The organism is Pseudomonas sp. NPDC096950, assembly GCF_044762525.1.
GTDB lineage: Bacteria > Pseudomonadota > Gammaproteobacteria > Pseudomonadales > Pseudomonadaceae > Aquipseudomonas.
On record NZ_JBIWEL010000006.1, the window covers coordinates 250443 to 268718 of the forward strand.

Genomic DNA, 18276 nt, shown 5'->3' on the forward strand with positions numbered 1-18276 from the left:
TTGTTTTTTTAGTAGTTAGTCAGGTGCAGCACGAACGACTCAAAGGGCCGTAGAAACACCTGCCGAGTGCGCGGCGGACAGTCCGGGTAGTTGCTGATCACCAACCGTTGCGCCATCGTTTCGCTGATCACTCCATCCGGCAATTCAACTTCGCACGGTGTGCCGTAGAAGTTGTTCAGCACCAGCAATCGCTCGCCGACACCTTCACGCACATACGCCCAGATTTGCGTGTGTTCGGGCAGCAATTGCCGGTACACGCCGTCGGACATCAGGGCTTCGTCACGGCGCAAAGCGATCAGTTGGCGATAGTGATGCAACACCGAATCCGGGTCGTCGAGCTGGCTGGCGACGTTGATCTGCGCGGCGTTGGCCGGCACGCTGATCCACGGTTCGGCCACGCTGAAACCGGCGTTCGGCTCGGCATTCCAGTGCATCGGCGTGCGGCCGTTGTCCCGGGATTTCTGCATGATCGCCGCCATGTTGTCGGCGTCGCTGACACCGGCATCGCGCTTGAGGCGATGGATGTTCAGGGTCTCGACATCGCGGTACTGGTCGATGTGATCGAAGCCCGGATTCGTCATGCCCAGTTCTTCGCCCTGGTACACGAACGGCGTGCCCTGAAGGAAGTGCAGCGCGGTGCCGAGCATCTTCGCCGACACCACCCGATGCTCGCCGTCATGACCAAAACGCGACACCACTCGCGGCTGATCGTGGTTACACCAGAACAACGCATTCCAGCCGCCACCGGCCTGCATGCCGGTCTGCCAATCCGAGAGGATGCGCTTGAGTTGCAGGAAGTCGAAGTCGGCGCGAATCCACTTTTGCAGGTTCGGGTAATCCACTTTCAAGTGATGAAAGTTGAAGGTCATCGACAGTTCTTTCGACTCCGGCCGCGAGTAGCGGATGCAGTGTTCAAGGCTGGTGGAAGACATCTCGCCGACGTTGATCAGGTCGTGGCCTTCAAACACTTCGCGGTGCATCTGCTGCAAGTAGTCGTGGACGTTCGGGCCGTCGGTGTAGAAGCGTCGACCGTCGCTGTTGTCCTCAGGAAAATCCGCTGGTTTGGAGATCAGGTTGATCACGTCCAGACGGAAACCACCGACGCCTTTGTCGCGCCAGAACCGCATCATCTTGAAGACTTCGGCGCGCACCTGCGGGTTGTCCCAATTCAGGTCGGCCTGGGTGTGGTCGAACAGGTGCAGGAAGTACTGGCCGGTTTGGGCTTCGTACTCCCAGGCCGAACCGCCGAACTTGGATTCCCAGTTGTTCGGCTGGTCGCGCCAGATGTAGAAGTCGCGGTACGGGTTGTCGAGGCTGCTGCGGGCCTGCTGGAACCAGGTGTGCTCGATGGAGGTGTGGTTGACCACGATATCGAGCATCAACTTGATCCCGCGCTTGGCGGCCTCGGCGATCAGCAATTCGCAGTCGGCCATGGTCCCGTAGCTCGGGTCGATGGCGTAGTAATCGCTGATGTCGTACCCGTTGTCCCGTTGCGGCGAACGCAGGAACGGCGTGATCCACAGGCAATCGACGCCCAGCCAGTGCAGGTAATCGAGCTTGGCCACGACACCGAGCAAATCACCCGTGGGGTTGCCGGCGTGGCTGTGGAAGCTTTTCGGGTAGATCTGGTAGATCACCGAGCGTTGCCAGTCTTGCATGGCTGGGTTCCTTCAATTGGTTTTGTATTGGCCTTGAGGGCCTCTTCGCGAGCAAGCCCGCTCCCACATTGGAATGCGCTCAACCTGTGGGAGCGAGCCTGCTCGCGAAGGCGATTTTTCAAGCAACCCGATACCCAGGCCGGACAATCTTCATGCTCAACCCACAGGTCAAAACAAACGGCACGACCATGGCGATGATCATCCCGATCACAAACATCGGGATGAATTGCGGAATGACCGAGATAAAACCGGGCAAGCCGCCGACGCCAATCGCCGAGGCCTGGACCTTGTTCAGCGACAGGAAAATGCAGCCCAACGCCGAGCCGATCAGCGCCGAATAAAACGGGAATTTGTAGCGCAGGTTGACGCCGAACATCGCCGGCTCAGTGATGCCGAAATACGCGGAAATCGCTGAGGTCGAGGCCATGCTTTTGTCCCGCACGTTGCGGGTCATGTAGAACACCGCCAGCGCCGCACTGCCTTGGGCGAGGTTGGACATGACGATCATCGGCCAGATAAAAGTGCCGCCCTGAGTGGAGATCAGTTGCAGGTCCACAGCGAGGAACATGTGGTGCATGCCGGTGATCACCAGCGGCGCGTAGAGCATGCCGAAAATCGCCCCGCCGACCATCGGCGCCAAGTCGAACAAGGTGACCACGCCTTCGGTGATCAGGATCCCCAGATGCCGGGTCACCGGACCAATCACCGCCAGTGCCAGCACACCGGTGACGACGATGGTAGTGATCGGCACCACCAGCAATTGCACGGCATTCGGCACCCGCGCCCGCAGCCATTTTTCGATCACGCTCATCACGTAGGCCGCCAGCAGGATCGGCAAGATCTGCCCCTGGTAGCCGACCTTCTCGATCTGGAACAGCCCGAGAATGTCGAAGTATGGCAGGCTCTGGCCATCGAGCCCGGCCACTGCCTTGCCGTAGTTCCAGGCGTTGAGCAGGTCCGGGTGCACCAGCATCAGGCCGAGCACGATGCCAAGGATTTCGCTGCCGCCAAACCGCTTGGCCGCCGACCAGCCCACCAGGGCCGGCAGGAACACGAACGAGGTGTTGGCCATCAGGTTGATCAGGCTCCAGAGCCCGTCCAGTTTCGGGTAGGCGTCCAGCAGGGTCTGGCCCTCGATGAACATGCCCTTGGCGCCGATCAGGTTGTTGACGCCCATCAGCAGGCCGGCGACGACCAGCGCCGGCAGGATCGGCATGAACACATCTGAGAACACCCGCACCAGCCGTTGCATGGCGTTGATCTTGTCCGCGCTCTTTTGTTTAACGTCAGCGATGGTCGACGCGGCGAGACCGGTTTGCCGGCGCAGTTCGGCGTAGACCTTTTCCACTTCGCCGGGGCCGATGACCACCTGGAACAGGCCGCCAGTGAAGAACGAACCCTTGACCAGATCAATCTGGTTCAGCGTGGTGCTGTTGACCAGGCTCGGGTCCTTGAGGGCCAGGCGCAAGCGCGTGACGCAGTGCGCGGCCTGCTCGAGGTTGTCGCTGCCACCGAGGCTGACGAGCAGCTCGCTGGCGATATTCGGGTAGTCGTGGCTCATGCTTGTTCTTCCGCTGTAGTTTTTTGTTATTGGCAGCACGCCGAAACGAAAAGTACTCGTCTGTACGAGTTAAAGCAACAACTCGTACAGACGAGTTTGATTTTGTTTGTCTCGGCGCCGACCGGCGGCGACATTTCCTACCTCTGAAGTCAAAGAAACCTATTGCCGCATGGACAAAGCCCTACCCTGCCCTTAAGGTTCGAAACCTTGAGTACAGCGCGGCATAGAGCCATCCCCATGAGTAAATACAACCAGATCTACACCGATCTGCTTGCCAGCATCACCACCGAACGTCTGGAACGCGGCGCCCGCTTGCCTTCCGAAACCGAATTGATGGACAGCTACCAGGCCAGTCGCGGCACCGTGCGCAAGGCCATCGAGCAGTTGCAGGAGCGCGGTTTCGCCCAGAAAGTCCACGGCAAAGGCACCTTTGTGCTGTCGACCAACCCGATCGAATTCCAGCTCGGCGGCATCGTCAGCTTTCAGGAAACCTATCCGCGGCTGGGCAACGACGTCAGTACCGAAGTGGTAGAGTTCGATCAGATCCCGCTGGAGGGCGCGCTGCTGGAACACATCCAGGCCGACGCCGGCAGCCTGATCACGCGGATCAAGCGGGTGCGGCGCATCGATGGCAAACGGGTGATCCTCGACATCAACCATTTCGTCAGCGATGTGATTCCGGGCCTGTCCCGGGACATCGCCGAGCAATCGATCTACGCCTTCATCGAACAAACCCTGCAACTGCAAATCGCCTACGCCCAGCGCACCATCGAAGCGGTGCCCCGCAGCAAGGACGATCAACTGCTGCTGGACCTCGACGGCCAAAGCCACGTGATCGTGGTGAGTAACCAGACGTTCCTGCAGGATGGCCGCCAGTTCGAGTACACCGAGTCGCGACATACCTTGGACAAGTTTTACTTTTCGGACGTGGCGCGGCGCTGAAACGCAAAAGGCCCCGTGAACTCGCGTTCACGGGGCCTTTCGGGTGTTACGGACGATCAGCTGACGCCGGGATCACTCCCACTCAATCGTCGCTGGCGGCTTGCTCGACACGTCATAGGTGACGCGGGAGATGCCTTCGATTTCATTGATGATGCGGCCGGAAACAGTTTCCAGCAGTTCGTAAGGCAGGTGAGCCCAACGCGCGGTCATGAAGTCGATGGTTTCTACGGCACGCAGGGCCACGACCCAGGCGTAACGACGGCCATCACCCACCACGCCAACCGATTTCACCGGTTGGAACACCACGAAGGCCTGGCTGACTTTGTGATACCAGTCGGCCTTGCGCAGTTCTTCGATGAAGATGTGGTCGGCGCGACGCAGCAGGTCGGCGTATTCCTTCTTCACTTCACCGAGGATCCGCACGCCCAGGCCCGGGCCCGGGAACGGGTGACGGTAGACCATGTCGTACGGCAGGCCGAGTTCCAGGCCCAGACGACGGACTTCGTCCTTGAACAGCTCACGCAGCGGCTCGACCAGCTTCAGGTTCATCTCTTCCGGCAAGCCACCCACGTTGTGGTGCGACTTGATCACGTGAGCCTTGCCGCTTTTGGCGCCAGCCGACTCGATCACGTCCGGGTAGATGGTGCCCTGGGCGAGGTACTTGATGTTGTCCAGTTTGTTGGACTGGGCATCGAAGACGTCGATGAAGGTGCGGCCAATGATTTTGCGTTTCTTCTCTGGGTCGCTTTCGCCAGCCAGGTTGTTCAGGAACTGATCTTCAGCGTTGGCGCGGATCACCTTGACGCCCATGTTCTCGGCGAACATGGCCATCACTTGCTCGCCTTCGTGCAGACGCAGCAGGCCGTTGTCGACGAAGACGCAGGTCAGCTGGTCGCCAATGGCTTTGTGCAGCAGCGCGGCAACCACCGAGGAATCCACACCGCCGGACAGGCCGAGCAGTACGTTGTCGGTGCCGACCTGGGCGCGAATGTTGGCAATGGCGTCTTCGGCAATTTTCGAAGGCGTCCACAGCGCTTCGCAGCCGCAGATGTCGAGGATGAAACGCGAGAGGATGCGACCGCCCTGCTTGGTGTGGGTCACTTCCGGATGGAACTGCACGCCGTAGTAGCCGCGAGCGTCGTTGAACATGCCGGCAATCGGGCAACTCGGGGTGCTGGCCAGGATGTGGAAGTCCTGCGGCATCTTGGTGACTTTGTCACCGTGGCTCATCCACACGTCGAGGCCGAACAGGCCGTCGGCGTCGATGTGGTCTTCGATGCCGTCGAGCAGGCGGCTTTTGCCGACCACGTCAACGCGGGCGTAACCGAACTCACGCAGCTCGGAACCTTCGACCTTGCCACCCAGCTGTTCAGCCATGGTCTGCATGCCGTAGCAGATACCGAAAACCGGCACGCCCAGGTCGAATACCGCTTGCGGGCAACGCGGGCTGTCGGCGACGTGCACGGACTCGGGACCGCCAGCAAGAATGACGCCTTTTGGAGCGAATTCGCGAATCGCTTCGTCGTCCATGTCGAACGGATGCAGTTCGCAGTACACGCCGATTTCACGCACGCGGCGGGCAATCAGCTGGGTGTACTGGGAACCGAAATCGAGGATCAGGATACGGTGGGCGTGAATGTCGAGGGCCATGGAGTCAGTCTCGTCTATGGAATTCAGAAACAACTCGGGGCTGAATAAAACAGCCCCGGTTACTTAACTTTTTGCTGGAAGCCTCAACCTACGCGGTAGTTTGGCGCTTCTTTGGTGATTTGTACGTCGTGCACGTGGGACTCGGCCATGCCAGCACCGGTGATCCGCACGAACTCAGGCTTGGTGCGCATTTCTTCGATGTCGGCGCTGCCGGTGTAGCCCATCGAGGAACGCAGGCCGCCCATCAGTTGATGGATGATGGCGCTCAGGGTGCCTTTGTAAGGAACACGCCCTTCGATACCTTCCGGTACGAGCTTCTCGGCGCCTGCCGAGGAATCCTGGAAGTAACGATCGGAGGAGCCTTGAGCCTGGGACATGGCGCCCAGCGAACCCATGCCGCGGTAAGCCTTGTACGAACGACCCTGGAACAGTTCGATCTCGCCCGGCGCTTCTTCAGTACCGGCGAACATCGAGCCCATCATCACGCAGGAAGCACCGGCTACGATGGCCTTGGACAGGTCACCGGAGAAACGGATGCCGCCGTCGGCGATCAACGGAACGCCAGAGCCTTCAAGGGCCGCGGCGACGTTGGCGATGGCACTGATTTGCGGGACGCCGACACCGGCGACGATACGGGTGGTGCAGATCGAGCCAGGGCCGATACCGACCTTGACGGCATCGGCGCCAGCTTCAACCAGGGCCTTGGCGGCAGCGCCGGTGGCGATGTTGCCGCCGATGACCTGCACGTCAGGGAAATTCTGTTTGACCCAGCGAACGCGGTCGATCACGCCTTTGGAGTGACCGTGTGCGGTGTCGACCACCACCACGTCAACGCCGGCATTGACCAGGGCTGCGACGCGCTCACCGGTGTCTTTACCGGTGCCGACCGCAGCGCCAACGCGCAGACGACCTTGATCGTCCTTGCTGGCCAGCGGGTAAGCCTTGGCTTTTTCGATGTCGTTGACGGTCATCATGCCTTTGAGGGCAAATTTTTCGTCGACGATCAGTACGCGTTCGATACGGTTTTTGTGCAACAACTCGCGGACGTCGTTCTTGTCGGCGCCTTCCTTGACCGTGACCAGACGCTCTTTAGGCGTCATCACTTCACGGACGGTGGCGTCCAGACGGTTTTCGAAACGTACGTCGCGGGAAGTGACGATGCCGACCAGGTCGCCATCGTGCAGGACCGGAACGCCGGAGATGTTGTGCATGCGGGTCAGTTCGAACAGTTCACGAACCGTGGCGTCAGCCTCGATGGTGATCGGGTCCTTGACCACGCCGGCTTCGTAACGCTTAACCTTGCGCACTTCGGCAGCTTGCTGCTCGATGGTCATGTTCTTGTGGATGATGCCGATGCCACCTTCCTGAGCCATGGCAATTGCCAGACGGGCTTCAGTGACGGTGTCCATGGCGGCAGAAACCAGAGGAATATTCAGCTCGATGCCACGGGTTAGGCGGGTCTTGAGACTGACTTCGTTAGGAAGCACCTCGGAATAACCGGGCACTAGGAGAATGTCGTCGAATGTCAGAGCTTCTTGGCTGATACGCAGCATCGCGGGGGCTCCCGAGCGGGAAAATGGAAGCGCGCCATTATAGTCAGACACCCCCTCGGGTTCAATGTAAAACTCTGTCTATTATTGGCATTACTGATATACGGGGATTGAGCCTCTGCGCAGGAGCTGCCGAAGGCTGCGATCGTTTGATCTTCAGCCATTTCAGCAATGCCGAAAATCAAGATCAAAAGATCCCAACCTTCGGCAGCCCCTACAGGTATTCAGAGTTCGACTTTGACCCAACTGACGGGCTGATCCAGCCAATCGGCAAATTCGTCGATAAAGCTCTGCTTGAACCCGGCCTCGCCCCAGTTGTTGAAGATAAAGCCCAGGTTGGAAAAGCCGCATTCCTGCAAGAACAGAAATCCGTTGATGTCGTCTTCATGCCCGCATTCCGGGCAGGTGAAGTTGTCGGTGCGCCCCGGCATCCACTCTTCCAGGCTTTCGAACAGCGCTTCGCCGATTTCCTTGCGGCATTCCGCGCAACCCGCCTCGCCGAGGAAACCCTTGGCCGGGGTATAGATGCAGCGCTTGGTGATGATTTCCAGGCCGTTGACCGCTTCACCGAACGGCAGCGCCTGCGGATGCAGGACCACCGCACGGGCGCCGTCGGCCAGCGCGTACCCCATGCGATTGCCCGTGCGGCCGCAGGTGGTCAGTTCTTCCTTGATGATGTTCTTGCGCACCAGCCACCGCACGATTGCCCGGGCCCGGGGTTCGTGCACCGGTAGCGTGGAGATTTTCGGGACGATGATGCTTTGGGAATTCATGGTGCGCAGGCCTGCAAATACTGAATGATCACCCCTGTGGGAGCGAGCCTGCTCGCGAAAGCGGTGTGACAGTCGACATAAATGTTGAATGTTCAACCGCCTTCGCGAGCAGGCTCGCTCCCACAGGGATCTGCGGCCGGCAGCTTAATCCCTGACACACGCAGGTCAAGTACTCAAATACCGCCCGATCAAGGCAATTCCGCTGGCCAACACCAACCAGGTCACCAGCCGTACGAACGCCTCCCGGGACAATCTCATGGTCAACCGTCGGCCGATCCACAACCCCAGCGCCATGGCCGGTAACAAACACACGGCCAATACCAATAAGGGTAGCTCGGCATACACCCCCGCGACGGCAAACAGGCTCAAACGCACCACGGTGCTGCAACTGATCAGCGCACTTTGCGTCGCCCGGGCAGCCTCCTTGGGCAGGCGACTGTTCAAATAGATCGCATATAAAAAGCCGCCACTGCCAAACAACGCGCCGAACATCCCGCCCACCGTGCCCATCGGCAGCGCCCATGCGGCGGACAATTGCGTCGGACGGGTTTTGACCCACAGGCTGTAAACCGCATAGGCGCTGATAAACAGCCCCATCAACAGCAGCAACAAGTCGGATTTGAGGTTCAGCAGAAAAATCACACCCAACGTGCACCCCACCGCCATGCACGGCAGCAGTCGCAACAGTTCGGGCCTGGCCACGTCCCGCCGCGACGGCAGCAGATTGCCAAACGCCGCGACGAAATCCAGCAGTACCAACAGCGGCACGATCTTCGACAGCGGCATAAACAGAATCAGGATCGGCCCCGCCACCAGCGCGGTGCCGAAACCCGCAATGCCGAACACGATGTACGCCAGGGCGATGCCCAACCCGATCACCAGCCAATCCGTCGCGCTGAACGGCCATTGGCTCAACAACTCAAACACATTCATTTGCAGGGCTTTCCTTGAATACCTGAGATGACTTTAGCCAGCGCCGAGGGTTGCGACTAATATCTTCCAGGCCGCCCACCCATCTCAAAAAGGCATGCCTCGTGCTTTCAACCCGCCAACTGCGTTACTTCGTGGAAATCGCCGAGTGCGGCAGTTTCAGCGCTGCGGCCGAACGCCTGTTTATCGCACAGTCGGCCCTGAGCCGGCAGATCAAGGACATGGAAACCCGCCTGCAAACGCCGTTGTTCGAACGCACCGCGCGCCAACCGCGACTGACCGCTGCTGGTGAAGCGTTTTTGCCCCGAGCAAGGAATCTGTTGCATGAGTTGACCAAGGCCAGCGAAATGGCAACTCAGGTCGGCACTGGCCAACTCGGCATCTTGCGCCTGAGTCATTCCAGCACGGTGCCGATGAGCGGTCGATTGTTGCGGAGTATCAGCACTTATCTGGATCAGCACGCCGGTGTGTCCATGGACATCGTCAAACTGTCCTCCGAAGCGCAGCTGGAAGAATTGGCCGAGGGACGCCTCGATGTCGGCCTGTTGCGTTTGCCAGTGCTGCGCCAGCGTGAAGGAGTGCAGATCACTCCTTTATATAGCGAACGCTTGCTGCTGGCCGTTCCGCCGAATCATCGACTGGCTGTGGATAACTCGGGGCAAGGCATTGATCTGGCGCAGTTGAAGGATGAGGCGTTTATCTCCATTCCGCATCCACAGCGCGGCGGGCTGAGTTATTTGTCGGCCGAGCTGTGCATGCGCCAAGGGTTCTTCCCGAAAGCGGCGCGGGTGGTGTCGCGCAAAACCACGCAACTGCAATTGATCCAGGCCGGGTTCGGCATCGCCCTGCTGCCGGAATCGATGCAGGACATCGCCCCGCCGGATATCCACTTCCTGCCGCTGGCCGACCCGGACTGCCACAGCACCGTGGCCCTTGCCTATCGGCAGAATCCGACGGCACTGGTCCAACAATTCATCAACACCTGCACTCACCCTCCCTGTGGGAGCGGGCTTGCTCGCGAAAGCGGTGGGTCATTAAACAATGATGGCGACTGACACACCGCCTTCGCGAGCAAGCCCGCTCCCACAGGGGATTTGTGTTGATTCATGGAGATTGTTCATCGAATGCCTTTAAACTGCGCCCCATGATTAAAGATCCCTTTGCAAGACTCGGCCTGGACCGTGAAGTCCTGACTGTCAGCCAGCTCAACGGCCGCGCGCGGGTGTTGCTGGAAGACGTGTTCAGCAATATCTGGGTCGAAGGCGAAATCTCCAACCTCGCCCGCCCGGCGTCCGGCCATGTGTATTTCACCCTTAAGGACAGCGGCGCCCAGGTGCGTTGCGCGCTGTTTCGGCAGAACGCCGCGCGGGTGCGGCAGGCATTGAAGGATGGCCTGGCGGTCAAGGTGCGGGGCAAGGTCTCGCTGTTCGAGGGCCGTGGCGACTATCAACTGATCCTCGACACCGTGGAACCGGCCGGCGACGGCGCCCTGCGACTGGCCTTTGATGCGCTGAAAGAAAAACTCAGCTCCGAAGGCTTGTTCAGCGCCGAGCGCAAAGTGCCGCTGCCGGCCCATCCGCAACGCATTGGCATCATCAGTTCGCCGACCGGCGCGGTGATCCGCGACATCATCAGCGTGTTTCGCCGACGGGCGCCGCAAGTGCAACTGACGCTGATCCCCACCGCCGTACAAGGTCGCGAAGCCACCGCGCAGATTGTCCGCGCCCTGAAACTGGCGGATGCCCGGGGCTTTGACGCGCTGATCCTGGCCCGTGGCGGCGGTTCGCTGGAAGACCTCTGGTGCTTCAACGAAGAAGCCGTGGCCCGCGCGGTGGATGCCTGCGTGACGCCGATTGTCAGCGCCGTCGGGCATGAAACCGATGTCTCGATCAGTGACTTCGTAGCCGACGTTCGTGCGCCAACGCCTTCCGCCGCCGCTGAATTGCTGGCACCGGACTCCAGCGACCTGGTGCGCCGGGTCGAAAGCCTGCATCGCCGTTTGGTGATGCGCATCCGCGACCGTTTGATGCGTGATCGCCTGCGCCTGGAAGGCATGTCCCGACGCCTGCGGCATCCCGGCGAACGCCTGCGTCAGCAAGCGCAACGCCTGGACGACCTGGACATGCGCATGCGCCGCGCTTTCGAGCGCAGCCTCAATACTCGCCGCGAACGCTTGATCCGTCTGGAAACCCGCCTCGCCGGGCAACATCCGGGCCGGCAACTGGCGATGTTGCGCCAGCGCCTGGACAGTTTCGCCGAACGCCTGCCCCGAGCCATGCGCGAAAGCCTCAAAAGCCGTCGCCTGCAACTGCAAAGCCAAGTGCAGACGCTGCAAGTGGTCAGCCCGCTGGCGACTCTTGCCCGTGGCTACAGCATTCTGCTGGACGAGCGCGGCAACGCGATTCGCAGCGCCGAACAGACCCACAACGGCCAGCGCCTGAAAGCCAAACTGGGCGAGGGCGAGTTGCAAGTCCGCGTCGAAGATAATCACCTGACGCCTGTCACCCTTTCTCTACTGGATTGATCCATGCCGCGTTTTTTAGCTCCGTTGCTGCTGCTGTGCCTGACCTTCAACGCCCACGCCGACAGTTACATCACGCGTCTGTTGAACAAACCGGTGCCGGGGGGCGTGGCCGTGGTGGATCTGGGCGCCGCAGCCCAGGCGCCGAAAGCCACGTATCAGGGCAAACCGGTGCTGGTGGTTAAGGAACAAAGCAATTGGCTGGCGATTGTCGGCGTGCCGCTCACCGTCAAGCCGGGCACTCAGCAAGTGAGCAGCGGCGGCCGTAACCTGAACTTCACGGTCGGCAATAAGAAATACCCGGAACAGCACATCACGCTGAAGAACACGCAACAGGTCAATCCGAACCCGGAAAACCTCAAGCGCATCGAAGGCGAACTGGCCGAGCAGATCCAGGCTTACCGCAGCTTTAGCCCAGGCACCCCGAGCAACCTGTTGCTGGACAAACCGGTCAACGGACCGCTGTCGAGCAAGTTTGGCGTGCGTCGGTTCTTTAATGGTGAAGAGCGCAATCCTCACGCCGGCCTGGACTTCGCGGTGCCGGCGGGTACGCCGATCAAGACACCGGCGGCGGGCAAGGTGATTTTGATCGGTAACTACTTCTTCAATGGCAACACGGTGTTTGTTGACCATGGCCAGGGCTTTATCAGCATGTTCTGCCACATGTCGAAGATTGACGTGAAGGTTGGGCAGCAATTGGCGCGGGGTGGTGTGGTCGGCAAAGTGGGCTCGACTGGCCGTGCGACCGGGCCGCATATGCATTGGAATATCAGCCTGAACGATGCGCGGGTGGATCCGGCGATTTTTATTGGGGCGTTTCAGCCTTAGATTGTTGTCGGGACTGATGGCCTCTTCGCGGGCAAGCCCGCTCCCACATGGGATTTTGGTGCACACACATTCTGTGTTCACACCGGCCAAAAATGTGGGAGCGGGCTTGCTCGTGAAGGCAGCATCAAATGCACCTCAAAACCCAACTGACTCAAAATTCTCAATTGCGCATCGATCAAACCCCACGCAAACATCCAAACAATCGCCCAACATCACAGCAATAAAATCTCGCCAAAACCGTCTTTTCGAGTATTCCTCTCAATTTTTTTCGACTGCTTGCCATCCTCAACCCCGGCGGTTAGGGTTAAAGCCATGAAAACCTCTCACACCCTCATCCAGCTTCGCCAGCACCGCAGCCTGTGCCTCGTCAGCGCACGACTGCCGGGCTGAATTGCGGTGCCTCGCCTGACACGTTTCCCCCACAACTTTTGATCCACCGGCAGGCCGCCTCTTTTCGGCCCACACAATAAGGATTTCCCGATGAGCATGCTCAAAGACCCGTCTTCGAAATACCGCGCGTTCCCGACTATCGACATTCCGGATCGTACCTGGCCGTCGAAGACCATCACCGCCGCGCCGATCTGGTGCAGCTCGGACTTGCGTGACGGCAACCAGTCGCTGATCGAGCCGATGGACGCGGTGAAAAAGCTGCGCTTCTGGAAAACCCTGGTTCAGGTTGGTGTGAAAGAAATCGAAGCGTCGTTCCCGGCGGCTTCGCAAACTGACTTCGACTTCGTGCGTACCCTGATCGAAGACGGCCACATCCCGGACGACACCACCATCCAGGTGCTGACCCAAGGCCGTGAAGACTTGATCGAGCGCACCTTCGAATCCCTGCGCGGCGCGAAAAAAGCCATCGTTCACCTGTACAACGCGACCTCCCCTTCCTTCCGCCGCATTGTCTTCAATCAGGACAAGGACGGGATCAAGGCCATCGCCGTGAACGCCGCCAAGCTGTTCGTCAAATACGCGGCCCAGCAGCCGGACACCGAGTGGACCTTCGAATACTCGCCGGAAACCTTCAGCGCCACCGAACTCGAGTTCGCCAAAGAAGTGTGCGACGCGGTCATCGAAGTCTGGAACCCGACGCCTGAGCACAAGGTAATCCTCAACCTGCCAGCCACCGTCGAATGTGCGACCCCGAACATCTACGCCGACCAGATCGAATGGTTCGGCCGTCATATCAACCGTCGTGACAGCGTGATCATCAGCCTGCACACCCACAACGACCGTGGCACCGGCGTAGCCGCCACCGAGTTGGGTCTGATGGCCGGCGCCGACCGTGTCGAAGGCTGCCTGTTCGGCAACGGCGAGCGCACCGGTAACGTCGACCTGGTGACCGTGGCGTTGAACCTCTACACCCAGGGCATTCACCCTGAGCTGGACTTCTCCGACATCGACGGCGTGCGCAAAGTCGTCGAAGAGTGCAACCAGATCCAAGTGCACCCGCGTCACCCGTACGTCGGCGACCTGGTTCACACCGCGTTCTCCGGCTCGCACCAGGATGCCATCCGCAAGGGCTTCGCCCAGCAAAAACCGGACACCCTGTGGGAAGTGCCGTACTTGCCGATCGACCCGGCCGACATCGGCCGCAGCTACGAGGCAGTGATCCGCGTCAACAGCCAGTCGGGCAAGGGCGGTATCGCTTACCTGCTGGAACAGGAATACGGCATCAGCTTGCCGCGTCGCATGCAGATCGAGTTCAGCCAGGTTGTACAGCGTGAAACCGATCGCCTCGGCCTGGAAATGACCGCCCAGCAAATCCACGCGCTGCTGCACAGCGAGTACTTGCAGGCCAACACCCCGTACGCGCTGGTCAGCCATCGCTTGCAGGAAGAAAACGGCAACAGCTCGGTGGAAGTGGAAGTCTCCGGCAAAGGCCAGGGCGAAACCAACCTGCACTGGCGCGGCAAGGGCAACGGCGCTCTGGAAGCACTGGTGGCCGGGCTGCCGATCCCGGTGGAAATCATGGACTACAACGAACACGCCATTGGCGCGGGCACCAATGCCAAGGCTGCGGCCTACATTGAACTGCGGGTTGAAGGCCAGCGTGCGGTGCACGGCGTGGGCATCGATGAAAACATCACCACGGCGAGCTTCAAGGCACTGTTCAGCGCGCTGAACCGCTCGTTGAGCCAGCCGGAAGCGAAAGAAGCGGCGTAAGCGTTCGCTGAAATGCAAAAGGCCCCAAGGTGCGAACCTTGGGGCCTTTTTGTTTTCCTGCCTGTTTTAGTGTTGTCTGTCCGGGCCTCTTCGCGAGCAAGCCCGCTCCCACATTTGGAATGCATTCCTCCTGTGGGAGCGGGCTTGCTCGCGAAGGCGCCGGTTCAGTCAGCGAAAATCTCAGGTGAATTCGAAAGTATCCGCATCCAGATTCGCCGGAAACCGCGTGCGATAAGCCGCCAGTTCCGCCGCATCCAGCACCACTTGAAACACCCCATCCGCCTCGCCGGCGCTGAGCAATGTTTCACCCTGGAAATCCAGCACCTGGCTGTCGCCGGTATACGCAAAGCCCTTGCCGTCAGTGCCGATCCGGTTCACCGCCGCCACATAGCACAGGTTTTCAATCGCCCGGGCCGGCAGCAAGCGGTTCCAGTGCTGACGCCGCGCACCCGGCCAGTTGGCGGTGTACAGCAGCAGGTCAGTGTCCTGGGCATCACGGCTCCAGACCGGGAAGCGCAGGTCGTAGCAAATCAGTGGCCGAATCCGCCAGCCCTTGAGCTCGAACTGCACCTGGCGTTCGCCAGGGGTGTAGTGGTTGTGCTCGCCAGCCATGCGGAACAGGTGGCGCTTGTCGTAATGCAACACCTCCCCGTCCGGCCGCGCCCAGAGCAGTCGATTGCGGTGGCTGCCGTCGGCGGCCTGGACGATCACACTGCCGGTGATCACCGCATCCAGCTTCGCCGCCTGCACCCGCAGCCATTTGCCGGTCGGACCGTTTTCCGCCTCAGCCAGCGTCTCGGACTCCATGGAGAAGCCCGTGGTGAACATCTCCGGCAGGATGATCAGGTCCGCGCCGCGTGCCTGTTCCAGCAACTGCTCGAAATGCTCCAGGTTGGCCTGGCGGTCGTGCCAGGCCAGGGTGGTCTGGATCAGCGCGATGTTCAGGTTGGGTAGCGTACTCAGATCACGCATAGTTTTTCCGCTGCTTCACGCAGGGTCTCCTCGCGTTTGGCGAAACACAGGCGCACCAGGCGCTGGCCGGCCGGCGGGTTCTGGTAGAACACCGAGATCGGGATGCTCGCCACGCCGTGCTCGCGGGTCATCCACAGCGCCATCTCGACGTCGTTGAGGTCCGGGCGAATCTGCGAATAATCGACCAATTGGAAATAAGTGCCCGTGACACGGGTCAAGCCGAAGCGCGACGGCGCCAGCAGATCGCAGAACAGATCGCGCTTGGCCTGGTAGAAACCCGGCAGTTCTTCGACGTGTTCCGGGTGCTCGGCCATGAAATCGGCCAGGGCAAATTGCAGCGGAGTCACGCCGCAGAAACTGACGTACTGGTGAACCTTGCGCAGTTCCGCCGTGAGGGCCGGCGGAGCGACGACGTAGCCGGTTTTCCAACCGGTGACGTGGTAAGTCTTGCCGAAGGAGCTGACCACGAAGGCGCGCTGATACAGCTCTTCGTGATTCAACACGCTGACGTGTGGTACGCCGTCGAACACCAGGTGTTCGTAGACTTCGTCACTGACTATGTAGATGTCGCGCTCACGAATCAAATCCGCCAACTGATCCAGTTCGGCCCGGCTGATCAGCGCGCCACTCGGGTTGTGCGGCGTATTGAGCACGATCATCCGCGTGCGCGGGGTAATTGCGTCGGACAACTTCTGGAAGTCGATGGAGAAATCATCCAGGCCCAGTTGCACATGGACGCAGCGGCCACCGGCCAGCTCCACCGACGGCTCGTAGCTGTCGTAGCACGGGTCGAAGACGATCACTTCGTCGCCGCTGTGGATAACCGCCTGAATCGCACAGAAGATCGCCTGAGTGGCGCCGGGGGTAACCGTGACTTCGTTATCCGCATCGACACTGACGCCGTAGCTGCGGGCGATCTTCGCCGCAATCTGCTGCCGCAATGCCGGCAGGCCGGTCATTGGCGAATACTGGTTGTGGCCACTGGCAATGTGCCGGCCGACAGCATCGCACAGCGCCTTCGGGGCATCGAAATCGGGAAACCCCTGGGACAGGTTGATCGCCCCGGTTTGCGCCGCGAGCTGAGACATCTGAGTGAAGATAGTGATGCCGACATTCGGCAGCTTACTGGTGATCATCGGTGGTTCCCTGCTCTACACCCGGCTCTACGGCGGCACGGGAGAGCCCGAGGATAGCCCATCCGGCGCCCATAAAAAAAGGGCGCCTGGTGGCGCCCTCTCTATATTGATCGTTCCCACGCTCTGCGTGGGAATGCCGCCATGGACGCTCTGCGTCCACCGCGAATGTGACGCAGAGCGTCACGAGATGCATTCCCACGCAGGAGCGTGGGAACGATCAAAGCTTGCAGCTTAAAGCTACTTCTATTTCTTATCGCGGCGCTTTTTGTCGGCTTTCTTGTGGTGCGACATCATGCGGCGCTTCTTGTTGACCTGACGGTCGGTGAGCGTGGTCTTTTTGCCTTCGTACGGGTTCTCGCCGCCCTTGAACTCGATGCGGATCGGCGTACCGACCAGCTTCAAGACACGACGGTAAGTGTTTTCCAGATACCGCACGTAAGACTTCGGCACCTTCTCGATCTGGTTACCGTGAATCACGATGATCGGCGGGTTCGCGCCACCCAAGTGGGCATAACGCAGCTTGATCCGGCGATTGTTGACCATCGGCGGCGCGTGCTCGCCGACCGCATCTTCCAGGATCTGGGTGAGGCGGTTGGTCGGCCAGCGGGTGACCGCGGACTTGAACGAGTTCTGTACGGAAGCGTAGAGGTTACCTACGCCAGTGCCGTGCAGAGCCGAGATGAAGTGGATGTCGGCGAAGTCGACGAAGAACAAGCGGCGTTGCAGCTCGACTTTGACGAAGTCGCGCTCGCTCGGCGTCATGCCGTCCCACTTGTTGATCGCGATAACCAGTGCACGACCTGCTTCAAGGGCAAAGCCCAGCAGGTTGAGGTCGTGGTCCACTACGCCTTCGCGGGCGTCCATCACGAAGATCACCACGTTGGCGTCTTTGATCGCTTGCAGGGTTTTGACCACGGAGAATTTTTCAACTTCTTCGTGGATCTTGCCGCGCTTGCGCACACCGGCGGTGTCGATCAGCGTGTACTTCTCGTCGTTACGCTCGAACGGGATGTAGATACTGTCGCGCGTGGTGCCAGGTTCGTCGTACACGATGACCCGGTCTTCACCGAGCATGCGGTTTACCAGAGTCGACTTGCCGACGTTCGGGCGACCGATGATCGCGATCTTGATCCCGTCTTTTTCGCTTGGGCCAGGAATGCGCTTGGCTTCCTCGCCTTCGGCAACGATCTCTTCATCGCCTTCTTCTGGCTCTTCCTCGTCTTTCGGGAAGGTGCTCAGAGCGATTTCGAGCATCTGGGTGATGCCACGACCGTGGGCGCCGGCGATCGGAATCGCGTGGCCCATGCCCAACGGGGCGAACTCGGCGCGGGCCATTTCAGGGTCGATGTTGTCGACCTTGTTGGCAACCACGTAGGAACGCTTGTTACGTTTGCGCAAATGCTCGGCGATCATCTGGTCGGCGGCGGTGAAACCGGCCTTGGCATCTACCAGGAACAGAACGACATCCGCTTCTTCAATGGCCAGCAGCGACTGCTCGGCCATTTTTTCGTCCATACCGTGCTCGTCACCGGAGATACCGCCGGTGTCGACCAGAATGTAGGAACGCCCTTGCCACTTGGCCTCACCGTATT

General features: G+C 60.0%; 14 protein-coding genes. 5 read left to right on the forward strand and 9 right to left on the reverse strand.

All coding sequences use genetic code 11. The features are described from left to right. Positions 1-8: 8 nt before the first annotated feature. Both treC and treP read right to left on the reverse strand, forming a co-directional pair. On the reverse strand, positions 9-1658 hold the full coding sequence (gene treC / locus ACIQY3_RS13440; RefSeq protein WP_403019945.1) for an alpha,alpha-phosphotrehalase: 1650 nt from the start codon (positions 1656-1658) through the stop codon (positions 9-11). A gap of 118 nt (positions 1659-1776) precedes the next feature. Further along, on the reverse strand, positions 1777-3219 hold the full coding sequence (treP, locus tag ACIQY3_RS13445) for a PTS system trehalose-specific EIIBC component (RefSeq protein ID WP_403019946.1): 1443 nt from the start codon (positions 3217-3219) through the stop codon (positions 1777-1779). A gap of 237 nt (positions 3220-3456) precedes the next feature. Between treP and treR the strand changes: the two genes are divergently transcribed. Beyond that, positions 3457-4161 (forward strand): trehalose operon repressor, encoded by a 705-nt coding sequence (treR, locus tag ACIQY3_RS13450; RefSeq protein WP_403019947.1) that lies wholly within the window; start codon positions 3457-3459, stop codon positions 4159-4161. A 72-nt stretch (positions 4162-4233) separates the two neighbouring features. On the opposite strand, the gene guaA is transcribed toward treR, so the two are convergent. The 4 genes from guaA to ACIQY3_RS13470 all read right to left on the reverse strand — a co-directional run bounded on the left by guaA (position 4234) and on the right by ACIQY3_RS13470 (position 9067). After that, positions 4234-5811 carry a glutamine-hydrolyzing GMP synthase gene (guaA, locus tag ACIQY3_RS13455; protein ID WP_027922773.1) on the reverse strand — a complete coding sequence of 526 codons (1578 nt, stop codon included), beginning with the start codon at positions 5809-5811 and terminating at the stop codon, positions 4234-4236. Between the two features lie 83 nt (positions 5812-5894). After that, complete coding sequence (gene guaB / locus ACIQY3_RS13460) at positions 5895-7364, reverse strand: IMP dehydrogenase (RefSeq protein ID WP_403019949.1); 1470 nt, start codon at positions 7362-7364, stop codon at positions 5895-5897. A gap of 221 nt (positions 7365-7585) precedes the next feature. Next, entirely contained in the window at positions 7586-8134 is a 549-nt protein-coding gene (locus tag ACIQY3_RS13465) for a sugar ABC transporter ATPase (protein ID WP_403019951.1), read from the reverse strand. Between the two features lie 165 nt (positions 8135-8299). Further along, the gene (locus tag ACIQY3_RS13470) at positions 8300-9067 is read right to left on the reverse strand and encodes a sulfite exporter TauE/SafE family protein (protein ID WP_403019953.1); all 768 of its coding nucleotides are present in this window, start codon (positions 9065-9067) and stop codon (positions 8300-8302) included. A 101-nt stretch (positions 9068-9168) separates the two neighbouring features. Between ACIQY3_RS13470 and ACIQY3_RS13475 the strand changes: the two genes are divergently transcribed. The 4 genes from ACIQY3_RS13475 to leuA all read left to right on the forward strand — a co-directional run bounded on the left by ACIQY3_RS13475 (position 9169) and on the right by leuA (position 14576). Further along, positions 9169-10119 (forward strand): LysR family transcriptional regulator, encoded by a 951-nt coding sequence (locus ACIQY3_RS13475; protein WP_403019956.1) that lies wholly within the window; start codon positions 9169-9171, stop codon positions 10117-10119. 89 nt (positions 10120-10208) lie between these two features. Beyond that, positions 10209-11588 carry an exodeoxyribonuclease VII large subunit gene (xseA, locus tag ACIQY3_RS13480; RefSeq protein WP_403019960.1) on the forward strand — a complete coding sequence of 460 codons (1380 nt, stop codon included), beginning with the start codon at positions 10209-10211 and terminating at the stop codon, positions 11586-11588. Between the two features lie 3 nt (positions 11589-11591). After that, the gene (locus ACIQY3_RS13485; protein ID WP_054613622.1) at positions 11592-12413 is read left to right on the forward strand and encodes a peptidoglycan DD-metalloendopeptidase family protein; all 822 of its coding nucleotides are present in this window, start codon (positions 11592-11594) and stop codon (positions 12411-12413) included. Between the two features lie 480 nt (positions 12414-12893). Continuing rightward, positions 12894-14576, forward strand: coding sequence for a 2-isopropylmalate synthase (gene leuA, locus ACIQY3_RS13490; RefSeq protein ID WP_054045357.1), 1683 nt, complete (start codon positions 12894-12896; stop codon positions 14574-14576). A gap of 180 nt (positions 14577-14756) precedes the next feature. Here the strand turns inward: leuA and ACIQY3_RS13495 are convergent, their stop codons facing one another. The 3 genes from ACIQY3_RS13495 to der all read right to left on the reverse strand — a co-directional run. Then, positions 14757-15548, reverse strand: a complete 792-nt coding sequence (locus ACIQY3_RS13495; protein WP_403019966.1) for an amidohydrolase — start codon at positions 15546-15548, stop codon at positions 14757-14759. Beyond that, positions 15536-16684: a pyridoxal phosphate-dependent aminotransferase gene (locus ACIQY3_RS13500; protein ID WP_403019969.1), complete on the reverse strand. Its 1149-nt coding sequence runs from the start codon at positions 16682-16684 to the stop codon at positions 15536-15538. Before ACIQY3_RS13500 ends, ACIQY3_RS13495 begins: the two co-directional genes overlap by 13 nt. 243 nt (positions 16685-16927) lie before the next feature. Next, positions 16928-18276 (reverse strand): ribosome biogenesis GTPase Der (der, locus tag ACIQY3_RS13505; protein WP_403019972.1); only part of this gene is annotated, 1349 nt, incomplete at its 5' end.

Bases quoted from the DNA above. Each gene is read 5' to 3' on its own strand.
- treC (WP_403019945.1), bottom strand. From the start codon at position 1,658: ATGCAAGACTGGCAACGCTCGGTGATCTACCAGATCTACCCGAAAAGC.
- treP (WP_403019946.1), bottom strand. From the start codon at position 3,219: ATGAGCCACGACTACCCGAATATCGCCAGCGAGCTGCTCGTCAGCCTC.
- treR (WP_403019947.1), top strand. From the start codon at position 3,457: ATGAGTAAATACAACCAGATCTACACCGATCTGCTTGCCAGCATCACC.
- guaA (WP_027922773.1), bottom strand. From the start codon at position 5,811: ATGGCCCTCGACATTCACGCCCACCGTATCCTGATCCTCGATTTCGGT.
- guaB (WP_403019949.1), bottom strand. From the start codon at position 7,364: ATGCTGCGTATCAGCCAAGAAGCTCTGACATTCGACGACATTCTCCTA.
- ACIQY3_RS13465 (WP_403019951.1), bottom strand. From the start codon at position 8,134: ATGAATTCCCAAAGCATCATCGTCCCGAAAATCTCCACGCTACCGGTG.
- ACIQY3_RS13470 (WP_403019953.1), bottom strand. From the start codon at position 9,067: ATGAATGTGTTTGAGTTGTTGAGCCAATGGCCGTTCAGCGCGACGGAT.
- xseA (WP_403019960.1), top strand. From the start codon at position 10,209: ATGATTAAAGATCCCTTTGCAAGACTCGGCCTGGACCGTGAAGTCCTG.
- ACIQY3_RS13485 (WP_054613622.1), top strand. From the start codon at position 11,592: ATGCCGCGTTTTTTAGCTCCGTTGCTGCTGCTGTGCCTGACCTTCAAC.
- leuA (WP_054045357.1), top strand. From the start codon at position 12,894: ATGAGCATGCTCAAAGACCCGTCTTCGAAATACCGCGCGTTCCCGACT.
- ACIQY3_RS13495 (WP_403019966.1), bottom strand. From the start codon at position 15,548: ATGCGTGATCTGAGTACGCTACCCAACCTGAACATCGCGCTGATCCAG.
- ACIQY3_RS13500 (WP_403019969.1), bottom strand. From the start codon at position 16,684: ATGATCACCAGTAAGCTGCCGAATGTCGGCATCACTATCTTCACTCAG.